This window comes from Streptomyces sp. NPDC054757, from assembly GCF_053612185.1.
The window spans coordinates 31,519-54,190 of sequence record NZ_JBSHBW010000001.1 but is presented as its reverse complement, the minus strand read 5'-3'; the positions used below and the strand labels follow the sequence as shown (position 1 = coordinate 54,190).

General features: G+C 69.9%; 1 protein-coding gene (cut by a window edge). It reads right to left on the bottom strand.

Annotated elements, in window-relative coordinates; all coding sequences use genetic code 11:
• Window positions 1-22,672, bottom strand: the 5' portion of a protein-coding gene (locus tag ACWGKJ_RS00140; RefSeq protein ID WP_453315648.1) for an EndoU domain-containing protein. It extends 4,697 nt beyond the left edge of the window; only the first 22,672 of its 27,369 coding nucleotides appear in the window; the start codon lies at window positions 22,670-22,672; its stop codon lies beyond the left edge, outside the window.

The following is a 22,672-nucleotide window of genomic DNA, read 5'->3' as shown; positions in this document are numbered from 1 at the left end:
CCGGGGTGTTGCGGTGGAGCGAAGTCGTCACGTCCGATGCCCAGACCCGGTCCTGCTCGCGGTGCGGCTGCCCCTGCGGGACCTGCCAGCCGGCCGTTGTCTGCGGCACTGGAGGCAGCAGGTTGGCGACGCTGAGCAGGAGGTGGTCCATTCGCCGTTGGTCGGTGGGGTCGACCGTCATCACTGCTGTCAGGGCGCCCGTGGCCGAGCCGGTCAGGATGCCGGGTACTTCGGGGTGGTCCTTGAGCGTCGTCACCGGGTCGGCCATCAGTGACAGCGCTATGTCGAAGGTGACCCAGCTCAGTTCGCGCCGCCGAAACGGGTCGGCCCGGTCGAACGCGGCGGTCAGTCGCTCACGCATCTCCGGCAGATGCCGGCCGACCAGTCGGCCGTGCTGCTCCGGGAGCAGCGACGGATACTGCAGGACCCGGGTGATACGCATCCCCAGGGTGCCGTCCCGGTGGATCACCCGGTGGACGTGGAACAGCGCCGGCGTCCCATCCGGCTTGGGCAGGGTGAAATGTAGGGGAGCGGTGACCGCGAGCACCTCGGACAGGCCCGGCCGGAGCGGCGGTTGGTATGTCGAGGGCCGGACCCACAGGTGTTCGCCGTCACGGACGTGTCCGTGCATCCTTACGTCGTTGTACACGCCCTCCCAGAGATAGCCGCCCTCCGGGACCTCCACCCACGAACGGCTGATGTGCGCGTCGCGGTGGGCCACGACGATCGCGTTCCAGAGATCGTGCGTCGACCAGCGTTCGGGGAAGAGCAGTTGGCCGATGCTCGTCGTGCCGTCGGTGCCGAGTATGGCCCCGTTCTCCTGGTCGCCGAGCTGCCACGGGGAGGGGGGCCGATCGCCGTTGGCGGCGGCCCGTTCCGTCCGCTCCCGCAGGTTCGGGTCCCGGAACCAGACCGTGGCCCACTTGGTGCCGTTCGGGTGCGCGGTCCACAGCGGGTGGATGTGGACGCCCTGGTTGTACTGCGCGATGGCCCCTTCAGGACCGGGCAGCGCGTAGTGGACACCGGTCCTGTTGTGGGTGGAGCCGTACGTCAGGAAGTGCAGCGCGGCCTCGCCGATCGCGGCGTCGTCGGTGAATCCGGGCATAGGGGCGGGGTATTGGAGATGGCCGGTCAGTTCGGGACGGACCGGTATTTCGAGGTGGAGGGGCGTCTCCAGATCGGTCTGGTCGTGGTGGGGTGCGAAGTCGGTGATGGTGCCTTTGCCGTCGGCGGTGCCCTTGATCCGTACGCCCTGGTAGTCGCCGGTGAAGCGGTAGTTCCCCGACTCGATTCCACGGGCGCCCGTGGTGGGTACGAGACGGCCGGCGGCCTGCTCGCGCAGATACACCTGGCGTACGGCGTACAGCGCCTCCTCCATGGTCCAGTGGTCGGGGAACACCGTCCGGGCGCTGCCGTCGGGGTTGGTGCCCGCCCGGTAGGTGCCGTTCGGGTTGCGCCCGCCGGTGGCCACCGGGCGGGGCCGGTCGGCTGCGCCGTGCGGGGCGAGCAGGCCGACGGCTCCGGTGCGGGGGTCGCCGCGCAGGACCCGTTCCCGTACGTCGAGCGGGATGTCGGCGGGGACCCGTGATGTGTCCTGGTGCGCCGCTCCGATCGAGGTGCCCAGCACCATGAGGTCGCGGGGCATGATCCGCAGATACGGCGACTTGGTCGATGGACGCTGGAAGTTGTTGTCGGACACGATCCGGCCGAAGAGCGGGTCGGCGTAGTTGCCGCCCATCAGCGCGTGCTCGTCGTAGACCGGCCAGGACTTGTACCCCTCCAGCGGATCGCGGTAGTAGTCCCACAGGCCCATGAGGTGACCGATCTCGTGGGGCGGCATGTGCGACTGGGAATCGATGGTGTCCATGGAGAGGCGCCAGTTCCCGCTGTCGCTCCGGCCGGTGCCGTCGCGGTCGAGGTGCAGCGCGATGGTGTGGTGCGCCCGCTTCGGGTCGTCGGTGAACTCGGCCCTCACCCGCAGCAGATCGCCGTTCGGCAGTCGGTGGCCCGGGTCGTCGTAGTACTTCTTGAGGCCGCGGTCCGTCATGTCCTTGGTGGCCTGGATGAGCTCCGGGGTCACACCGTCCTGGGCGTCCAGGCGGATGCGTACGGTGATCTCCGCCTGGGTGACACCGTTCGGCAGGACGGTGCGCCGGGCGCTGAACCGGCGTTGACTCACGGGTCCCGCGTGGCCCGCGCTCTTCAGGAACTCGGGGGAGGGCCGGGAGATCTTGACGCTGTGCGGGGCGGGATCAGCAGCCGGCGGCGGCAGGGGAGCCGACGGGCGCAGGGCTGTGGGCCGCTGCGGGGGGACGGTGACCGGCGCCGGCGCGGAATGCGACCGGCCTCGTGTTGCGGGTGCCCGTGTTGCGGGTGCCCGAGGCGGGAGAGGGCTCTGCGAGGGGTTCGCGGGGCTCTGGGGGAGGAAGGCGGGCGGAGACTGCGGGTGCGGCGCCGCGGGCTGGTGGGGCGCGGGCGGGCCGGCCTCCTGAAGCACGCCCCCCACGTACTGCTCGTCCAACTGCTTCTGCCGGGCCTTGATGCGCTCGTCGTGGTTCTCCAGGGCCTCCTCCCTCGCCGGGTCCAGCAGCGTCGACTTGTCGGCCGAGTGGAGCAGCTCGGCATACCGCTCCCGTTCATCGAACGGGTCGTAGTCATCGGGCACCTGGTCGGTGCCGTCATTCGTTTCCACCCGCCAGTGCTCCACCAGCTCGCGCAGGCGCCGGTCGGTGAAGATGTGCAGCCCCTCGCTCGCGACCTCGGACCAGTGCATGAAGGAGCGGTAGCGCGCGTATGTGAGGTCGGGTTCGCTGCCCAGCAGTTGGTCGGCGACCGTGTTGAACCGTATCTGGCTGCGGGTGAAGCGGAAATCCTCCAGCCTCTGATAGTTGTCGATCCAGTATTTCCGCGCCAGGGCCTCAGGTGCGTGGGGTTGCTGCCGGAAGGTCTCGTATTCACCCAGACCGAGGACATCTTCCGGGGCCAGGTGGAGGGCGTCCGCCAGCCGCTGCAGATAGCTCGGGTGCATGCCCAGGGTGTAGGCGAGGGACCGCGTATCGTCCGGGACGCGCGGGAGCGGTTCGGCGCGCGAGTCTTCGTACAGCTTCTTGGCCCTGGCCGGGTCCATGGCGGCAACCTTGGACATCGTCTGCCCCTTGGTGTGCAGATACGACGAGAAGTGCCACCACTCGGAGAGCGGCACACCAATTTCAGTCATCTGCTTCACGAGCTCGCGCGTGGAGTTCCCCAGGCCCATGCGGCCGGCCAGCTGGCGGAGTGACGTGAGGGCCGTGCGGATGGGGGTGGACCCCCGCAGGGCGTCCTCGATGCTGGTGAGGTCGGAGGGTCGCAGCCGGAGGGCCCCGGCTGCCGCGGCCACACGATGGGCGCTGACGACCGTGTCTGTGCCGGTGCTCGTGAGCGGACCAGGTGTTTCCTGGCCCCGGTGCTGTGCCAACAGCGTCCGTACGCCGGGCTCGTCGAGTATCCCGGCCGGGGTGTTGCGGTGCACCGAAGTCGTCACGTCCGACTCCCAGACCGACTTCAGGACCGGGTTCTGCTCGTGGTGCGGCTGCCCCTGCGGGGCCTGCCAGTCGGCCGGTCGTTCCGACAGCGGCGGCAGCAGGTCCTGAATGCCGCGCAGGAAGGTGTCCATGCCCGCTTCGTCGGCGGGGTCGACCGCCATCAGGTCCGGTATGAGGGGGCTGAGGTCTTCGTCGGACTGCGCGAGCTTGACCAGTTCGGAGTCGGCCCCGAGTTCCATCGCCTCGTCTTCGGTCGGTGACAGTTCTATGTCGAAGGTGACCAGGCTCAGTTCACGGTGTCGGTACGGGGAAAGCTGATTGAATTCGTCGGCCAACTGCTCACGTATGTCCGGCAGCAGATTGTCGAGCAGGTGGTCGCGGAACTCGTCGGACAGCGAAGGATGCGGCAGGACTCGGGTGATGTGGAGCCCCAGGGTGCTGTCCTGGTGGATCACCCGCTGGATGCGGAACGGCGCCGGCGTGCCATCCGGTTTGGTCAGGACGACATCTACGGGAGCCGTGACCGCGAGCACCTCGGCGGACGTGTGGGAGAGCGGCGGTTGGTCTGTCGAGGGCCGGACCCACAGGTGTTCGCCGTCGCGAACGTGTCCGTGCATCCTTACGTGGAGGTGCACGTTCTCCCGCAGATAGTGGTGCACGCCCTCCCACAGATAGCCACCCTCCGGGACCTCCACCCATGAGTCGGTGCTGCGTGCGGTGCGGTGGGCTCCGGCTACCGCGTCGCGGAGATCGGACAGCGACGAGTATTCGGGGAAGAGAAGCTGACCGGTGGCCGTCATGCCGTCGGAGATGAGCACGGTCCCGTTCTCCCGGTCGCCGCGCTGCCATTCGACAGGCGGCGGGGCGCCGTCGGCGGCGGCCTGTGCCGTCCGCCCCCGCACGTTCGGGTCCCTGAACAGGACCGTGGCCCATTGGGTGCCGTTCGGGTATGCGGGCCACAGCGGTTCGATGGAGACGCCGTGTTTGTCCTGCGCGAAGGCCCCGGCGTCACCCGGCAGCGTGTAGTGGACGCCGGTTCGGTCGGAGGCGGAGCCGTATGTCAGGAAGCGCAGTGCGACGTCTCCGAATGCGGGTTCGTCGGTGAGTTCGCGGGGTGGTGGTGGTTCGAGGTGGGTGGGCGGTTGCAGGTCTGACTGGTCGGGGTGGGGCGCGAAGTCGAGGATGGTGCCGGTGGTGTCGGCGGTGCCGTTGATGCGTACGCCTTGGTAGACGCCGTCGAAGGTTCTGCGTCCGGAGCGTACGGGGTGTCCGTGGCGTTCGGACCGGATCGTGTCGGTGGTGAGGCTGCCGGTCCTGACGTGGTCGAGGTAGACCTGGCGGACGGCGTGCAGGACTTCTTCGGGGCTCCAGTGGTCGGGGAACATTGTCCGGTCGGTGCCGTCGGGCTGTTTGCCTGCCGGGTAGGTGCCGTTGGGGTTGCGTGGTCCGGTGGCTTCGGGCTGGGGCCGCCCCGAGGGGCCGCGTGGGGCGAGCAGGCCGGTGGTGCCGGTGCCGGGGTTGCCGCGCAGGACTCGATCCCGTACGTCGAGCGGGATGTGCGCCCTGGTTCCGTCGTGCTCGCCCGGGGCCACGCCGGGGGTCTGCGACCAGGCGTCGTCGATGGACGTGGTGAGCAGCAGCAGGTCACGGGGCATGATCCGCAGCGACGGGTCGAACCGCCCGGTGACAGCCATGTGGTCCATGCTGAACTGCACGAGTCCCGCGTCGTCGGTGTAGTAGCCGGACATCAGCGAGTGGTCGTCGTACACCGGTCGCAGCGGCACGTCCTCCCTGGCTTCGCGGTACTGGTCCTGGAAGCCGAGGAGATGGCCGGTCTCGTGCGCGATGATGTGCGACTTGTCGACTCCGTTCGCGCCGCCGTCCGAGACGTACCAGGTGGCGCTGTTGTCCCGGCCGGTCCCGTCCGGGTCCGGGTGCAGTTTCACCGTGTGGTTCGAATGTGCGGGGTCGTCGACGAACTCCATCTTCACCCGCAGCAGATCTCCGTTCGGGAGACGGTGGTTCGGGGTGTTGAAATACGCCTCGATGCCGCGCTCCGCCATCTCCTGGGCGTACTCGACGTGCCTGTCGGTGGCGCCGGGCTGCAGGTCCAGATAAATGCGCACCGTGACTTCGGTGCGCACACTGCCGTCGCTGAGCTGGGTGCGCTCCACGGCGAACCCGCGCACCCAGACGGGCGCGGCGATCCCGCCCCTGGCCATGGTCCGGTTGCTGGGCCGGAGAACGTCGGCCGTACCCAGCGAACGGATGACGGTGACCGGCTCGGGGCGGCGAGCCGGGGGGAGATCGGCGACGGCGTACTTGGCGGTGGGCGTGAGTGCGGGCGCGGGTGTGGCGGTGAGGGTGGGAGCAGGAGCAGGAGCAGGAGCAGTAGCAGTAGCGGGCGTGGGTATGGATGCCGGGGCCCTGTGCGGGCCGGCGTGTGGCTGGATGGAGGTCGGCTGGGCGGGGTGCGGGTCCGTGGGAGGTGTCGCGGGCGGGCCGTCGTCCTGGGACACGCCGCCCACGTACCGCCTGTCCAGATCCGTCAGCTGGGGCTGGACGGCGAACTCCTGGTAGAGGGCCAGGTCGTCCGTCAGTTTCTGGGGCAGTGGGCCCGACCGCCGGGCGAGTTCCACCGTAAGGAACAGATCGGCCCGGACCCTCCCGTTCTTGCGCGGGTCGAAGTCCGCGGGCACTGGGGTGGTCCCGTCCTTCGTCTCCTTGCGCCAGTGCTCCGCCAACTCCCGCAGGCGCTGATCCGTGAAGACCTCCAGGCCCAGGTACTGCGCCTCCTTGGACCAGTGCATGAAGGAGCGGAACCTCTGCTCCGTGCGGGAGGGTTCGCCGCCGAGCAGTTGGTCGGCGATGGTGTCGAACCGGGTGCGGTCGCCGGCGATGCGAATGTCTTCTTGCTTCTCGCGTTCTCTGTCGCGGTAGTTCTGCCCCAGGGTTTCGGGTGAAAGGGGTTGCTGCCAGTAGGTCTTGTCCTCGCCCAGGTTGGTGACGTACTCCGGGCGTACTTGGAGGGTGTCAGCCAGTCGTTTCAGATAGTTCGGGTGCACACCCAGTTCATGGGCCTGGGCTGCCGTGTCGTGCGGGATGAGTGGCAGGGGGCGGGTGCGCGAGTCGTTGAGCAGCTTCTTGGCTCCGGCCAGGTCCATACCGACCACGTCGGACAGCCGGCCCCGCTTGGTGTGCAGGTACGACGAGAAGTGCCACCACTCGGAGAGCGGCGCACCGATTTCCGTCATCCGGCGGACGAACGGCCCTGTGGGCCCGGCCTCCAGTCGGGCGGTCAGCCGGTCGAGCGCGTCGAGGGCCGGATGCAGGGGGCCGCTGCCCCGCACAGCGACGTCGATGCTGGTGAGGTCGGAGGGGTGCAGTCCGAGGGCCTGGGCTGCCGTGGCCGCGCGCTCGATGTTTGTGCCTGTGCCTGTGCCTGGCTCTGTGCCAGCGCCTGGGTCTGTGCCTGCGCTCGCGTTCGGGACGGGGCCGGGCTGCGGATTCTGGCTTCCGTGCTGCGCCAGCAACTCCCGTACGCCGGGCTCGTCGAGCAGTCCGGCGGGGGTGTTGCGGTGCACCGAGGCCGTCACGTCCGATGCCCAGACCGGGTCCTGCCCGTGGTGCGGCTGCCCCTGCGGACCCTGCCAGCCGGCCGGTGTCCGCGGTACCGGAGGCAGCAGTTCCGCCACGCTGTACACGAAGGAGGACAGGCCCTGCTGGTCGGTGGGGGCGAACAGCGTCAGGTCCTGCAGGGTGCTCGTGTCCACGTTGTCCATCATGATCTGGAACAGTTCGGAGCGGCGGGGGATCGTCGTCGTGACGTTCGTCGGGGACAGCTCTACGGCGAAGGTGATCCTGCTCAGTTCGCGGCGCTGGAGCGGGTCGAGCACCTTGAACTCGGCGGCCAGCTGCCTGCTTACCTCCGGCAGCTGCTGGTCGACCAGTCGGCTGTGTACCTCCCCGCCCAGCGAAGGACGCGGCAGAATCCGGGTGACGCGCATGCCCAGGGTGCTGTCCTGGTGGATCACCCGCTGGACGTGGAACAGCGCCTCCGTGCCATCCGGCTTGGGCACACTGAATTGCAGGGGAGCGGTGACCGCGAGTACCTCGGCGGACGTGGCTGAGAGCAGCGGTTGGTATGTCGAGGGCCTGACCCACAGGTGTTCGCCGTCGCGGATGTGTCCGTGCATCCGTACGCCGTCATGCACGCCCTCCCACAGATAGCCGCCCCCCGGGGCGTCCGCCCGCGAACCGTTGCCGAGCGCGTGGTCGTGGGCTCTGGCTACCGCCTTCCGGAGATCGGACAGCGACCAGCGGTCGGGGAAGAGCAGTTGGCCAGTGGTCACCGTGCCGTCGGCGCCGAGCACGGCTCCGTTCTCCTGGTCGCCGCGCTGCCATTCGAGAGGAGGCGGGGCACCGTTGGCGGCGGCCTGTGCCGTCAGCCCTCGCAGGTTCGGTTCCTTGAACCAGACGTTGGCCCACTGGGTTCCGTTCGGATGCGCGGCCCACGTCGGATTGACCAGGACGCCGTGTTTGCGTTGCGCGAGGGCTCCGCCCGGACCGGGCATCGCGTAGTGGACGCCGGTTCTGCCGGAGGTGGAGCCGTAGGTCAGGAAGCGCAGCGCGACGTCCCCGTACGCGGGTTCGTCGTACGGATCGCGGGGTGGTGGTGGTTCGAGGTGGGTGGGCGGTTGCAGGCCGCTCTGGTCGGGGTGGGGTGCGAAGTCGGTGATGGTGCCGGTGTTGGCGTTGGCGGTGCCCTTGACGCGTACGCCTTGGTAGACGCCGTCGAACGTCCTGCGTCCGGCGTGGTCGGGGTCGGGGTCGGTGGTGAGGCTGCCGGTCCTGACGTGGTCGAGGTAGACCTGGCGGACGGCGTGCAGGACTTCTTCGGGGCTCCAGTGGTCGGGGAACATTGTCCGGTCGGTGCCGTCGGGCTGTTTGCCTGCCGGGTAGGTGCCGTTGGGGTTGCGTGGTCCGGTGGCTTCGGGGCGGTGTCGTCCGGAGGGGCCGCGTGGGGCGAGCAGGCCGGTGGTGCCGGTGCTGGGGTTGCCGCGCAGGACGCGTTCCCGTACGTCGAGCGGGATGTGGGCCTTGGCCTTGTCGTGCTTGCCCGGGGTCACGCCGGGGGTGTGTTTCCAGGCGGCGTCGATGGCTGTGGAGAGCAGCAGCAGGTCACGGGGCACGATCCGCAGCGACGGGTCGAACCGCCCTCCAGCCATGTGGTCCATGCTGAACTGCACGAGACCCGCGTCGTCGGTCCAGTAGCCGGACATCAGCGAGTGGTCGTCGTACACCGGCCGCAGCGGCACGCCCTCCCTGGCTTCGCGGTACTGGTCCTGGAAGCCGAGGAGATGGCCGGTCTCGTGCGCGATGATGTGCGACTTTTCTTTCGCGTTTGCGCCGCCCTCCGAGACATACCAGGTGCCGCTGTCGTCACGGCCGGTCCCGTCCGGGTCCGGGTGCAGTTTCACCGTGTGGTGGGCTTGTGCGGGGTCGTCGACGAACTTCATCTTGACCCGCAGCAGATCGCCGTTCGGGAGACGGTGGTTCGGGGTGTTGTAGTACGCGTCGATGCCGCGATCCGCCATCTCCTCGGCGTACTCGGCATGTCGGTCGGTGGCGCCCCCCTGCAGTTCCAGATGGATGCGCACCGTGACTTCGGCGCGCACACTGCCGTCGCTGAGCTGGGTGCGCTCCACGGCGAACCCGCGCACCCAGACGGAAGCGGCGGCCCCGCCCCGGACCATGGTCCGGTTGCTGGGCGGGAGCACCTCGGCAGTACCCAGCGAAAGGTCGTCGGAGACCGGCTCGGGAGCCGTCGGGAGTTCGGCGACGGAGTGGTCGGCGGTGTGCTGGGAAGCGGGTGTGTGCGTGGGGGTGTGTGCCGGGGCCACTGGCGGGGACGGGTGGGGCACGAGCGGGGGCGAGGACATCACGGTGTCCCCGTCCTCGTCCAGCAAGGCATCCTCGCCCATCACCGTGTCCTCGTCGACGACCGGGGGCGTCGGTGTGCGTTGTCCGGCGGGAGCGGTCGGTCCGGTGACCGTTGCGGGACTCATGGGGTTGTTCGCCCACAGAGCGGCGAGCCGCTGAGCGAGTTCGGTCTGCTGCTCCTCCACGATGGGGCTCAGCTCGTTGAGTCCCAGATAGGCATGGAGGAGCGCCGTGGGGTCGGTGCCCCTCTCGGCCTGACTGACCCCGAAACGGGCGAGGTTCACATGGTGGTCGAACTCGTCCTGCAACGTCCGGAGCACCGCGGGATCGAAATGGGCGGGTGGTGACGCAGCCGGAGTGTCCCTCGCCGCAGACCAGTTGGTGATCAGGTGCGCCAACTGTTCGTCCGAGAAGGGCCGCAGACCGAAATCGGAGGTGGTGGTCCAGTGGAGGAAGCTGCGGTAGTCGCGGTCGGTGTCGCTGGTCCGGATAAAGTCCCCGCCGAGCACGTTCTCGGTGACGGTGGCGAACCGCTCGCGGTCCAGCTCGGCCCTGAGGTTCTCGACTTCCGCGCGCCGGCTGACGAGATACTCGTGCCCCAGGTACTCGGGGGTGGCGGCGCGCTGCCACGCGGAGGGATCGCCGCTGAGCCGGGCGACGGCGAGGGGGCCGGGCAGGTTGAGGGCTTTGACCAGCCTGGTCAGGAAGAGGGGGTGCACGTCCAGCGCGTGAGCGACGGCAAGGGTGTCCGAATCGGGCTTCGGGACCTTGGTCGTCCGCCATTGGGCGGTCTGCTGGCCGACCGGGTCCATGTGGGGGAGGCCGATCAAGCTCTGCAGGCTGTCGCCCTGGTTGTGCAGGAAGGTCGACAGGTCCCACAAGTCGAGCACGGAAACCTGGAGTTCCGTCATCCGCTGGACGAGCGTGGGCACGTGCAGGTGGTTGTCGACGCGGCCCGCCAGAGTGGTGAGCCTCTGGAACGCCTCGCTGGGAGAGGACGAACTGCGCAGTATGGGCGAGATGCTGAGCAGGTCGGCGGGCTGCAGGCCCAGCACATCCGCCAGGGCGGCCTCGTGCACCGGGTTCACCTGGGTGTTGTGCCCGGCAAGTGGGGCAGGTGTCTCGTGGCCGGCCGTCTCGTGGCCGGGTGTCTCCAGCGGGAGTGTTTCAGCACGGGGAGTGCCGGGGCCGGGTGTCAGGGGTGCGCCGGGTGTCTCGGGACCGGGTGTCCGCGGTACGGACATGCCGGCGGCGGGTGACTCGGGGAAGGGCGTCTCGAAGTAGGGAGACCCGGGGAGGAGCGACTCCGGGAACGGCGACTCGGGGGAAAGCGTGCCAGGCGTGGACGGCCCCGCTCCGGGCGTCTGTGGGGTGGGCGTTTCTACGCCGGGCGTCAGCGGCGCGGGGGTACCGGGACCGTCCACCGAAGGGCGCGGGACAGGAACCGCGCGGACCTGGGCCCCGAGGATGAGCAGCGACCCGCGGTCGATCCGGGTGACGAGCTTGACGCCCGGCTCCGGTGTCGTCTCGATGATCAGGGTGCCGGGCCGGGAGGTGTCCTGGCGGCGCGGTGCGTTGCCGCGGGCCGCGTGCAGGGCCGCGAGCCGCAGCCGGTCGGCCGTCCAGCTCTGCCCCAGGGACGCGCCGGACGTCCCGTTGTAGTCCGGATCGAAGGCGGCCTCGGTACGGGCCACCACCTCCGCCTCGGTCGTCCCACGGGTCACATGGGGCGCGTCGTCGGCCGTCCGGCGCGCCGACAGCAGCTCCCGGACGCCCGGCTCGTCCAGCAGGCCGTGCCTGGTGTGACGGCGCAGCGCGGCGGTGATGTCCGCCCGCCAGAGCCTCTCCTGCTGGGCGTTCCCGTCCGTGTGCGCCGTGTGCCCGGGCGGCTTGTGCCAGGAATCGCTGTCCTCCGGCACCGGCTGCCGGTGCTCCAGCACCTGGCGTACGAGCGCGGTCCGGTCCGCCACGGGGTCCCGGTCGAGGCCCAGCAGCCGGTCGGCGGCCACCGAGGCGTCCTGGGTCGACAGGTCGCCGAGGTCCGAGCCGTCGATGTGCCGGCCCGGCCCGTCCGCCGGCCTCAGCTCCACCGCGAACCGGGTCAGCGGCAACTGCCCATCGGCACGGGACGGGTTCGATGCGTTGTGGTGGACGTCGATGTGCTGCTGCACCGCCGCCGCCTGCTGCCGCAGCGACTCGACCTCGGTGGGAGGCATTTCCCTGGGGTAGGTGACGACCCGGGTGAGTGACAGCCCCCGGTCGCCGCCCTCGAACACCACGTGCTCGACCCGGAATTCGGCCAGGCCGCCGGTCGGCCTTGCGATCGTCACCGGCGTCGGGCCGGTGACGGCGATGACGCTGTCCTGGTTCCACTCGGCACGCGGCTGGAAGCGGGAGGGACGGAACCAGCGGTGCTCCCCGTCCTTCACGAAGCCGTGTATGCGGACACCGTTGGCGTCGCCCTCCCACAGGTATCCGCCCTCGGGCAGCACCTCGAAGAGGCCACCGGCCAGGGCGGCCCGGTGGGCGTCGCGTGCGGCGTCGCGCAGGACTCCGGCGCTCCAGGAGGACGGGAACAGCATCCGGGGATGGATCTCGTGCCCGTCCGGGGTGCTCATCTCGGGGACGTCGCCCCTGGCGACCCGGAAGCGCACCTGATCGCCGCCCGGCCGGCCTCCCGATCCACGCGTCGGCTCGCGGAACCAGACCTGGGCCTGTTGCACTCCACCGGGCCCCGGTGTCTCGAACCGGTCGAAGATGATGCCGCGTTCTCTCTGCGGGAGGTCGTTCTCCGCGTGGGCGTAGTGGACACCGGTCCGGGTGGACGGGTCCCCGCGCAGCAAGAACTGGCCGGCCGCCTCGCTGATGGCCGGGTCGTCGCCGACAACGCGCGGGGGAGGGGGCGTGAGGTGGGCGGGGGGTTCCAGACCCGACTGGTCGGGGTGGGGCGCGAAGTCGGTGATGTCGCCGAGGGAGTCGGCGGTGCCCCGGATTCGTACGCCCTGGTACTCACCGTCGAAGACGGACCGCCCGGAGCGCCCCGGGCTGGGCGTCAGCCCGCCGGTCCGGACGCTGTGCAGATAGACCTGCCGGACGGCGTGCAGGACCTCGTCCGGGCTCCAGTGGTCGGGGAACATCGTCCGGACGGTGCCGTCCGGACGGTTGCCCGCCTGGTAGGTGCCGTTGGGGTTGCGTTCCCCGGTCGCGTCGGGGCGGAACCGCCCCGACGGGCCGCGTGGGGCGAGCAGACCGGTGTTCCCGGTGCGGGAATCGCCGCGCAGCACCCGCTCGCGCACGTCCAGGTGGATGCGCACGCGCACCCGGTCGTGGGGCGCGGCGGTCACGTCGGGTGTGTGCGACCAGGCCGCGTCGATGGAGGTTTTCAGCTGGAGCAGGTCGCGGGGCATGATCCGCAGGTACGGCGAGGACGTGAACGGCGCCTGGTGGTCCATGTCGACCTGGACCCGGCCCGCGTTGTCGATGCCGAAGGCGGACATCAGCGAGTTGTCGTCGTAGACCGGCCGGAACGGCGTCCCCGGCCGCGCCTCGCGGTACTGGTCCTGGAAGCCGAGCAGATGTCCGGCCTCGTGGGCGATGACGATCGCTTTGTCGAATCCCTTGCTGCCCGGATCAGGGATGTACCAGGTACCGCTGTCGTCCCGGCCCGATCTGTGGGGGTCGGCGTGCAGTCTGACCGAGCGGTGCGCCTGGGCCGGGCTGTCCACGAACTCTATGGCCACATGGAGCAGATCGCCGTTCGGCAACCGGTGACCCGGACGGTTGTAGTAGGTGTCGATGCCCCGCGCGGCCAGCTCCCTGGCATGGATGACGTGGTTTTCGGTGGCGCCCTGCTGGACGTCCAGGTACACCCGGATGGTGACGTCGGCGCGGACGTCTCCGTCGCCGAGCTGGATGCGCTCCACGGCGAAACCGCGCTCCCGGACCGAGGCGGCGGCCCCTCCCAGCTCCCTGGTCCGCTCGCTGGGCGGACGGACCTCGACCGTACCCAGCGATCGCTCCGCGGGGAGGCCGGCGACGGCGTGCTGGGCAGCGGGTGCGTGCTGCGGCGGGGTGGGTTCCGGGGCCTCGTGCGCACCGGTGTGCTGTATGTGTGGCGCCATGGCCGGCGAGAGGTTCGGGACGCTCGCCGACTCGGTGCGCGGACGCGCGGCGGTCGGCTCCCTCGTCCCGTCGAAGTGCGAGCCGTTCTGCCGGAGGTGTACGGACAGCGGCGCGCCGGCCCCCGGCGGAGGCTGGAACCGGTCCGTCCCGCCGGGGTCCGTGCCGGACGGCGCGGTGTGCACGGTGAGGTCCACCCCGAACGTCCCGGCGAGCAGCGGCAGGAAGCTCTTCGACCAGGGGGATTCCCCGCTGTGCTCCCATGCGGCGACGGCCGCCTTCACCTCCTTGAACAGGAGGTTCTGGGCCCGGTGCGCGGCGCGCGGGTTGCCCGGGGTGAACTCCGGGAGGAGATCGGGGAGCAGCTCGGCGAGCCCGTGGGGGCCCAGGTCCCGTACATGGGCGTGCACGGCCTCCTTCATGCCGAGCACCAGGGTGTGCAGGCCCTGGTGGTGCTCGACGCCGGAAGCGGCGGAGGCGGCGGCCCGCAGCCGGTCGGGGGAGCCGACCAGGTCCCGCAGCCCCCGCCCGATGTGGGGGAGCTTCGGCCCGACCGCCTCGGGGGCGCTGACCAGCAGCGAAGTGAGCTGCGAATAGCCGTCGTCCGGCACCTTGAGCACCGGGCGGGGCGTACCGGGTTCGGGCCCGAGGTCGGACCCCTCCTCGTCGGACCCGTAGTCGGTGTCGGTGTCGGTGTCGTCGTCGGACGGCAGGTCCTGCGGCGGCCTCAGATCCCTGGTCTGGTCCACATGCCGGTAGTGGCCGTCCTTCAGCAGCAGTTCGACCCCGCCGGCGCCCTCTCCGCCCGTGGCCTCGCCCCCGTCGGGCATGAACGTATGGCGCCTGCCGTCCACCAGCACCGTCACCGGCACGCCGAACAGCCGGGCGGCCAGCGGCGGGTAGAGGTCACCCGCGCTGTACTCGGCGGCCGTCTTCTCGTCGGCGGGCCGCTCCGTCTGCGACGCGGCGAGCGCGGTCCGCTGCTCCGGGGGCAGTACGGCACGGTGGTTCGCGGTCGCGGCACCCGCCGAGTGCGGAATCCACCTGCCTTCCTTGTACTCCCGGCTCTGGGCGCTGGTGCCGTCCACCAGGCTCCCCAGCCCGGCCGCGCGGACCTCTTCCTCCTCGAACTTGTCGGTGAGGTCCGGGTGGGTGTAATCCGCCAGCGGGCTGTTCCCGCCCTCGCGGAGGGTCTTCCCGAAGAGGGTGCGCAGCTCGCCCGCGACACCGGAGAGGTCGCGGCCGGAGGGGACCGTGATGTCCTGCCGCGCCAGCAGGTCCGGGTCGATCCGGACCAGGTGTTCCGCCAGGGAGTGGAAGAAGCCGTTGCCGTCGTGCCGGACCGGGCCGACCGGGTGGATCCGCCCGGACGCCATGTCCTCCAGGCCGATGATCTCGCCCTGCTCGTCGTTGGACTCGGTGTACTCGGCCGGGTGTTCCGGCTTCTTCACCCCGTGGTCGTGCTCCACGGACTCGTCGTAGGCCCGCCCATCGGGTTCCGGGGTGCCGGCGCGCTCGCTCTCCGGACGCCGGTACCAGTCGTTGAGGGCGTCGGCGGCCGACCGCAGCGCGTGGTAGTGCTCTCCGGCGGCCTTCAGCTTCGTCGCCAGCGACTCCAGCTCCGGCCGGACCGTCTCCCGTACCTCGGCCAGTTCGGTTCGCGCCGCGCTCAGCGCCTGTTCCGCCACCCGCCGTTCCTCGGGAGCGGTCGCCATGTCCCGCCGGTGCCGCGCGTCCCGCACCGCGAACGCCAGGTCGGTGAGCGGACGGTGGGCGCTCCAGTACGCGTCGTGGTTGGCCTTCCACGTTTTCCACCCCTTGGCCACGTCGTCCCACTGGGTGGAGAGTTTCGCGGGGTGGTTCTGCGGGGTGATGAGCCCCAGGTCGCGGGCCACGTCCTCACGGATCCACGCGAGCGCCCTGGTGTCCGCCACACCGGCCTGGAGGCCCGCCGGGTCGTAGCCGTCCCCGGCCAGGCTGCGGGCCGCCAGCCGGCCGACGGTGCCGTCCTGGATGTGGCGGTGCACCCCGGCCACGGCCAGCCACTTGGTGGGTACGGAGAAGAGGAACGCCCGCCCGGTGTTCGGCTTCATATTGATCTTGGCGGCGGTCGCCTCGTTGAACTTGTACTCCTCCGACGAGCCGACGCCGGGCGCGACGACCGGGGTGATCTGGTAGGTCGTCTTGTGCGAGTCGGCCCCGATCGCGTCGCCGCCAAGCCCGCCCGTCCCGCCGCTGGACCGCCCCTCACCCACGTCGAAGCTCTCACCTGTGCCGGTGGCGTACTCCATCCGTACGTCCGCCGTCGCGAGGAGTTCGGCCCGCGACAGGTCGAAGGCCGGGTGGAGCTGGAGGGTTCCGGTGGCACCGCCGATGACGGTGTCGTCGACCAGACCGAGCGGCTGGTAGCCGTTCTCGTGCAGCGCGGAACCGTCGATGAGCGCACCGGTCAGGGACAGCTCGTTGGTGCCGGCCGTCAGGGTGTCGCCGCCGCCCCGGCCGGGCGACAGCAGTTTGAGTGCCGCGGCCCTGGCACGCGCCTGGGTCAGCTGCTCACCGGTGAGCCGCACGTCGGGCTCTCGCCCCTGGCCCGCGTAATCCCCGTTGAAAGACCCGTTCTCGGCCTTCGCCAGGGTGAGATGGGCCAGGTGCTCGACGTTCGTGGAGCCGAGCACCCGGGTGAAGTGCACCCCGTTGCCGGGCGTCAGCCCGGCGGGGCGGCCGTTGTTGGACAAGTGCCGGGTGATGTGTGCGCCGATGTTCTCCGGCGTCACGGTCTTCGCCCCCCACACCTCCACCGCGGCGGGCTGCGGGAGGCGGACGGCGCCTCCGGCGTCCGCGCCCGGCTTGAGCAGCGCCAGCGGCTCCTGGCTCTTCGCGCTGCCCGCGGACCAGGTGTGCGACTGCACGACGTGGTCCTTGTGGTCCCGGATCTCGACCTCGACGTTGTACGAGGTGGAGACGGTGGCGAGGGGGCCGGGGATGACGGTCGTCTGCGACACCGTGGCCGACTCCGAGCCGGTGTGGCCGCCGCTCTTTCCGCGTGAGTCGCTGGAGTTACCGACCGGGCCGCCCATCGAACCGGTCGGCCCGGTGACGCGTTCTGTGGCGTTCGAGGAGATGCCGCCGGAGCGGGTGACGCCCCGCGACGCACTGTTGCTGGTGGTGACGGAGTGACCGTTCTCCATATCGCCGAAGCCGAAGTCCTCGACCGTCCGGTCGCCGGGGACCTGCCGCACCGTCACCCGGTAGTTCTTGCCCCCGACAGGGAGGCTGTCGGTGAAACCGCGCCAGGGCGCGCGGCCCCGGTACTGCTGTGGAATGCCGGACTCGACCATGGCCTGCCCGTGCCGTTCCGACAGCATCGTCCTGACGGCCTCCAGGCTGTTGCGGGTGAACCGCAGACTGCGCAGGGTGCGCATCAGCCGGGCCTGCTCCGTCTGTCCGGTGTGCTGCTCGCCCGGCGCCGTGACCGTCTGCTCCGTGTGCTGCTCGCGCGGCGCCGACACCGGGAAGACCCCGAGCGGGCTCTCCTTGAACCACGAGGGGTGCGACCAGGCCCCGGCCCCATCGGCGAGGCTTGCCACCCTCTCGATACCCGTGTTGAACAGACCGAGCGCGTGAGCGGACTGTTCCGACACCAGCCCGCGCCAGCCGTTCGCCTTCGCCACCAGCTGCCCGCTCCACGCGGGCAGCTTCGAGCGGAACGGGCTGAGGACGCCGAGCTTGTCGCCGGACATCTCGAAGCGGTACTGCGTGTCCGCGGTGACCGGGACCCAGTAGCCGTTCTCCGGAACGACATTGACGGACCGGCCGGTGGTCCGGCCGCCGCCCTTCGACGTCATGCTGGAACGCTGGTACGGGGTGGCGCCGAAGCCGTAACGCGTCGTGGTGGGCACACCGGTGTCCTGCGCGGGGAAGTGCCCCGCGTTCAGGTCGAACGACAGCACCCAGCCCTTGCCGTCCCCTCCGGAGACCGTCAGGTCCAGGCTCCGGTTCTGCTCCGGCCTGAGGTCGACGGGGCCGCTCACGGCGGTCGGATTCCCCCGCTGCCCGACGAGGCGGATGTCACCCGTCGCGCCGTACAGGAAACCGGGGGCGCGTACGTCGTTGAGCTGCTTGCCCGTCGGGGAGAACACCTGGTCGGCGTCGGCGGTCAGCGACATCGAGCCGAAGGCGTTCTTCATCCGCTCGTGCTGGCTCGTCCCCGCGGTCGTCAGCGACCACTCTCCGCGGGTGGCCCGGTCCGCCACCAGGGGACCCGCCGCCTGCATGTGCGGGTCCGTCGGCACGTGGACGGTGATGACCGGGATGTCCTTCAGCGAGTCCGTGAGCTGCCACTGCGACGGCGCCCACAGGTCCTCGGTCTCGGTCAGCGGGTCCAGCGCCCTGGACGTGGTCTCGCGGCCGGACGTGTACGGGTTGGCCGCGCCCTCCCTGTGCGGGTCGATCTTCGGCGTGTGCTGCTCGGAGAGATGCAGCAGCACACTGAACTTCCCGAGGGTCCTGTCCGGGCCGACCACAGTGGCCGGTTCGTGGATCTTGCGCCCCGCCTGGCCGAACGAGAGCACCCGGTACGGCGTGTGCCACTGGTGAACGCCCACCAGCTCGGCTCTGAACACGCCCCTCGCCAGATAGGAATGAATCCCGGCCGGGGTCGCCGTCGCGTCCTCGCGGCCGGCCGTCGACATGGTGCCGTTGCTGCGGGTGTGCTGGCGGGTCGCGCCGGCCTTGGCCCCCAGTACGCCGATGTGGTCCGGCGTACCGGTACGGAACGTCTCGTTCGAGCGCAGTTCGGCGGTGCCGGTCGCCTGGGCCCCGAAGGTGTGCGTGGTGCTGTGGGCGTTTCCCACGCGTTCACCGGCGTTGTTGGTCTGGCGGGTCAGCTCGTCACGGTCGGTGCCCCGGTAGACCGGCGGGCCAAGCTCGGCCTTCAGTTTCAGTTCGAAGAAGTGCTGCTTGGTCAGGTTGCTGCCGAACAGTTTGACGGACAGCCCGTCGTGGGCGAGTTCGTTGAGAGTCACCGCCAGGTTCCGCTCGTCGAACTTCGCCATGATGATGCGGGTGTTGGCCTCGGCCCGGCTCCGCTCGCCACTGATGGCCTGGGTGAACCTGGTCCAGCGACCGCGCAGATTGGCCCTGTCCGTGCCCGGACGGGGGGTGACCAGCACCGAGTCGCCGTGCCTCCTGTTGATCCAGTCGAGCACCCCGTCGACGAGTGCGTTCGGGGACTCCGGGTCCCCGGGGTGGTGGCCGTCGATGGTGAGGTCGGTGGCCCTGGTGTGGGTCAGGTCGTAGTCGCCCTCGCGCCAGTGCGCGGGCAGCGGTGGCTCGCTGCCCTCGGGACGGGTGTGGATGTCGGGGTCCCAGCCCGCCCGCTCGCGCGCCTCGCGCACCGGCAGCCGTACGAGACTCCAGGTGTCGAAGGTCTCCGTGCGGCCATCGAAGGTGACGGGGACCTTCAGCTCCTGGAGGTAGAGGGCCGTCGGTCCCCCCTTGACCCGCCCGGTGATCTTGCGGCCCACGTTCCCGCCCTGGAGGGTGACCTCGCTGGAGTCGTGGCTGTACTGCAGGGTGAGCCCGAGCTGCATGAAGATGTGCGGCGCCTGTGCGGTCGGGATGGCGAATCGCGAACCGCCGAAGAAGGCCACCACGTAACGCCGGTTGTCCTGGACCAGGATCTCGTTCTTCACGGTGATGGCGTCCGTGATGCGCATCTCCGCGTCGTCCACCACCTCGATCAGATGGTGCTCGCCGGATATCGACCTGCCCACCTGGAAGCTGCCGGCGGACGTGCCGTTGCGCCGCCGCACGTCGAGCGGTGGCAGCGGCCCGCGGGCCATCTCGTCGGACCTGCCGTGGAAGTGGTCCGTGCTGAAGTAGTCGCTGAGCTGCTTGTGCTTGTACCCGCCCGGCCGGGCGCCGATCCGCTGGACCGCCCAGTCGAAGATGCCCCTCACCGGTCCGAAGCCCTCGGTGTTCGGGGAGCCCAGCGGCGAGCCGGGCGGCGGGGTGAAGTTGCGCGGGACGCGCATCTCCGTCTCCTTCGGCACGGCGGAGCCCTTGGAGACCCGGGTCGTCATACCGTTCCTGACGCCCGTACCGAACGGTTCGATGTGCGGGTTCTCGTGGAAATCGACCTGGTAGTAGACGTCCTGCCGGAAGGACTCGCTGCCGCCCGTCGTGCGTGTCTCCCGCTGGTACGAACGCTGGTCGTGGGTGCCGACGACATGCTTCTGGGTGTGGCCGGCGCCCCCGCGGATCTCCACCAGCACACGGGTGGTGGACGGCAGAGCCCCGGTGGTGAGACCCAGTTGCGCCCCGGTGCCCCGGGAGGTGCCGGTGTTCGTACCGGTCTGCTGCTGGAACTGCTGGGACGTGTCCAGCTTGTGCGGGTCGCGGGCCTCCGGGTCCGGATGGTGGGTCCACCTGTCGGCGTACGGGACGGCCTTGACGGTCATCACGGTCCGCTTCGCCCTGGTGAGGCTCACCTTGAGGGAGTTGGGGACGCTGTGCTTGACCACGAAGCGGCGGCCCTCACCGAGGAACGAGCCCGGGTTCCTGGCCAGTGCGTCGTCGATCTCCCTGATCACGGAGGAGTCGGCACGTTCGCGGCCGAGCCTGCGGTTGAGCTGGTTGTGCAGAGTGCGGCCGATGCTCTCGCCCTGGTGGGGCTGGTGCAGCTCGGTGTTGCTGTGGCCGGTTGCGGAGCCGGTGGGGAGCGGCGTCGTCCGGGCGCAGGGATTCTTGACGTACTGGCGCACGTCGTGCTGCCAGAGGGGAGGGCGGGGGCCGTCATCCGGGACCTGCTTGGGGCCCTGCGCGGGCGGCGTCAGGGCGGGGTCGTGCGCGGGGGCGTCGCCCGGATTCTGCTGTTCGGTCTGCTGTTCGGTCTGCTGGTGCTGGGCCGACTGCTGTCGCTCTACGGCTTGTTGTCCGGGCTGCTGTTGCCCGCCGGGCTGGTGCTGCTCGGTGGAGACGAGGGCGTTGTGGGGCAGCGGCTCCACCGGGGAGGACGCTGCATCCGTGACCGCCTCCGTGATCTCGTCCACCGTGGAGTCCGTGTGTGTGACCGGTTCGGTGGTCCGCGTGAGCGACGAGTCGAACTGGGTGGGGCCGGCCTCCGTGGATGTGGGGCGCCGCAGGGGCTTCAGCTCGATGCTGCCGCTTCCGCCGTTGTCCGGCAGCAGCGGAGACCGGTTCGGACGGGGCGTCGCGGGCGACCCATGGGGCGTGCTGACCGTCGAGGTCTGGGCGGGCGACAGGTTCGGCGAAGTGGTCGGTGCCGGGCGGGCCTGGGGTACGGACGTGTTCGGCGCGGTCTGCGAGACCGGAGGGGCGACCGGCGTGACCGGGGCTTCGGACCGGTGCTCCGACTGCGAGGTGTCCGTGGGTGAAGTGTCCGTGTGTGAAGTGTCCGTGTGCCGCGCGTCGTTCGTGTGGTCGACGGTGCGGAGCGCCGTGTCCGACGAGGACGTCGCCACAGGCTTCACCGGTACCACCGGCTCGTGGGACGTGACCGGGTGGCCGGTGGTGGTGTCGCTTCCCGGGCCGTGCGCCGTGTCCGTCGTCGTCCCGCCGTACAGCGACTCCGTGTCGCTGTCGCTCAGATTGAAATAGTCGGGGTCGTCGTCCACGTCGAGATAATCGAGGCCATCGTCCTGGTTCTTGTCCTGTCCCAGGTCGAGGTCCTTGTCCAAGCCCTTGTCGAACGCGCCGTCGAGCCCCGACATGTCGAAGTGGTGGGACATGGAGTGCAGGACGGGGTGGACGAGGTAGACGTGTCCGGCGTGGCTCAGTCCACCGGTCAGCATGCCGGCGACGAACGTGTCCCACGACGTGGAGAAGCCGCCCTGGTAGATCAGGTTGTAGAAGCCCTCGCCGAGGTTCTGGCCGATGGACTCGACGAGCAGCCCACTGCCCACCTCGCCCAGCCGGAAGCGCTTGTTGCCCTGGTATCCCGCGTGCGTCAGGGCCTTGGGCATGTCGTCGGCGAGCGCCTTCAGCGCGGTCTTGTCGACCTTGCCGCTCAGCTCCTTGGTGAGCTCCTTGCTGAGCGCTTCCGCCGAGCCCTTGGCCGGGCCCGACCAGTGCTCGGTGACGGTCTTGGCCCAGGTCTTCCCGACCTCGCGGGCCTCCTCCTTCGTCAGCCCGTTGAAGGGGGTTTTGGCGAACTCCTTGCCCATGTTCTTGATGAAGTTCTCGCTCGCGCCCTTGGAGAACTCCTTGCCCCCGACCTTGGTGAAGCCCTTGGTGAGGTTGAGGTCGTGGTCGGCAAGGATCTTGGCCACGTTCTTGGCCAGGTCACCCGCGCCCTTGCCCCCGACCTTCTCCAGGGTCTTGAAGGCCGTGTTCAGTTCCCTGGTGAGGATCTTCGACAGGCCCGTGCCGATCTTGTTGCCCAGCCACTTGCCGAGCCCCGGGGCGAGCAGGCTGAGCGGACCGGTGGCCAGCCCCTGGATCGCGCCGAACTTGACGGCGTCCCACAGCAGCTTGTTGTCGAATTTGTCCCGGTTGCCCTGGCCGATCTGGACCAGCTGGATGATGCGGTCCATCGCTATGCCCATGCCGACCCCGAGGGCGACGTGCTGGGCGATCCTCTTGATCAGCTCCTTGATCAGGGCCTTGAGGAACAGCCGGGTGAAGAAGGTGCGCCAGCTCAGTTCCGACATCAGGGCTTCGCCGAAGCCGGGTACCCACGAGAACGCCATGGCGTACATGAACTCGGCCAGCAGCTCGATGAGCTGGGCGAGCATCATCCACTTCGTGTACTCGGCCTGGGTCGCGGTGTCCCGGGCGGCCTTCGCCATGGTCTTCGACTGCTCGGCCGCCACGTCGAGGAACGAGTCGTCGCCGCCCGCGATGACCTTGCCCAACTGGAGGAAGGCGTTGGCCGCGTCGCCCTCGAAGTTGTTCTGGATGCCCTGGAGCAACAGCACGAGCTGGTCGTCGAGCTGTTTGTAGTCCTCGCCCACCGAGTCGTAGAGCTCCGCCGCGTGGCGGAGCTCGTCCTCGTTGGCCTGTGGCCACTTCATGCCCGTGAGGGCGTGCATGATCCACTCGACTGCGGGATCGGGGGTCAGCAT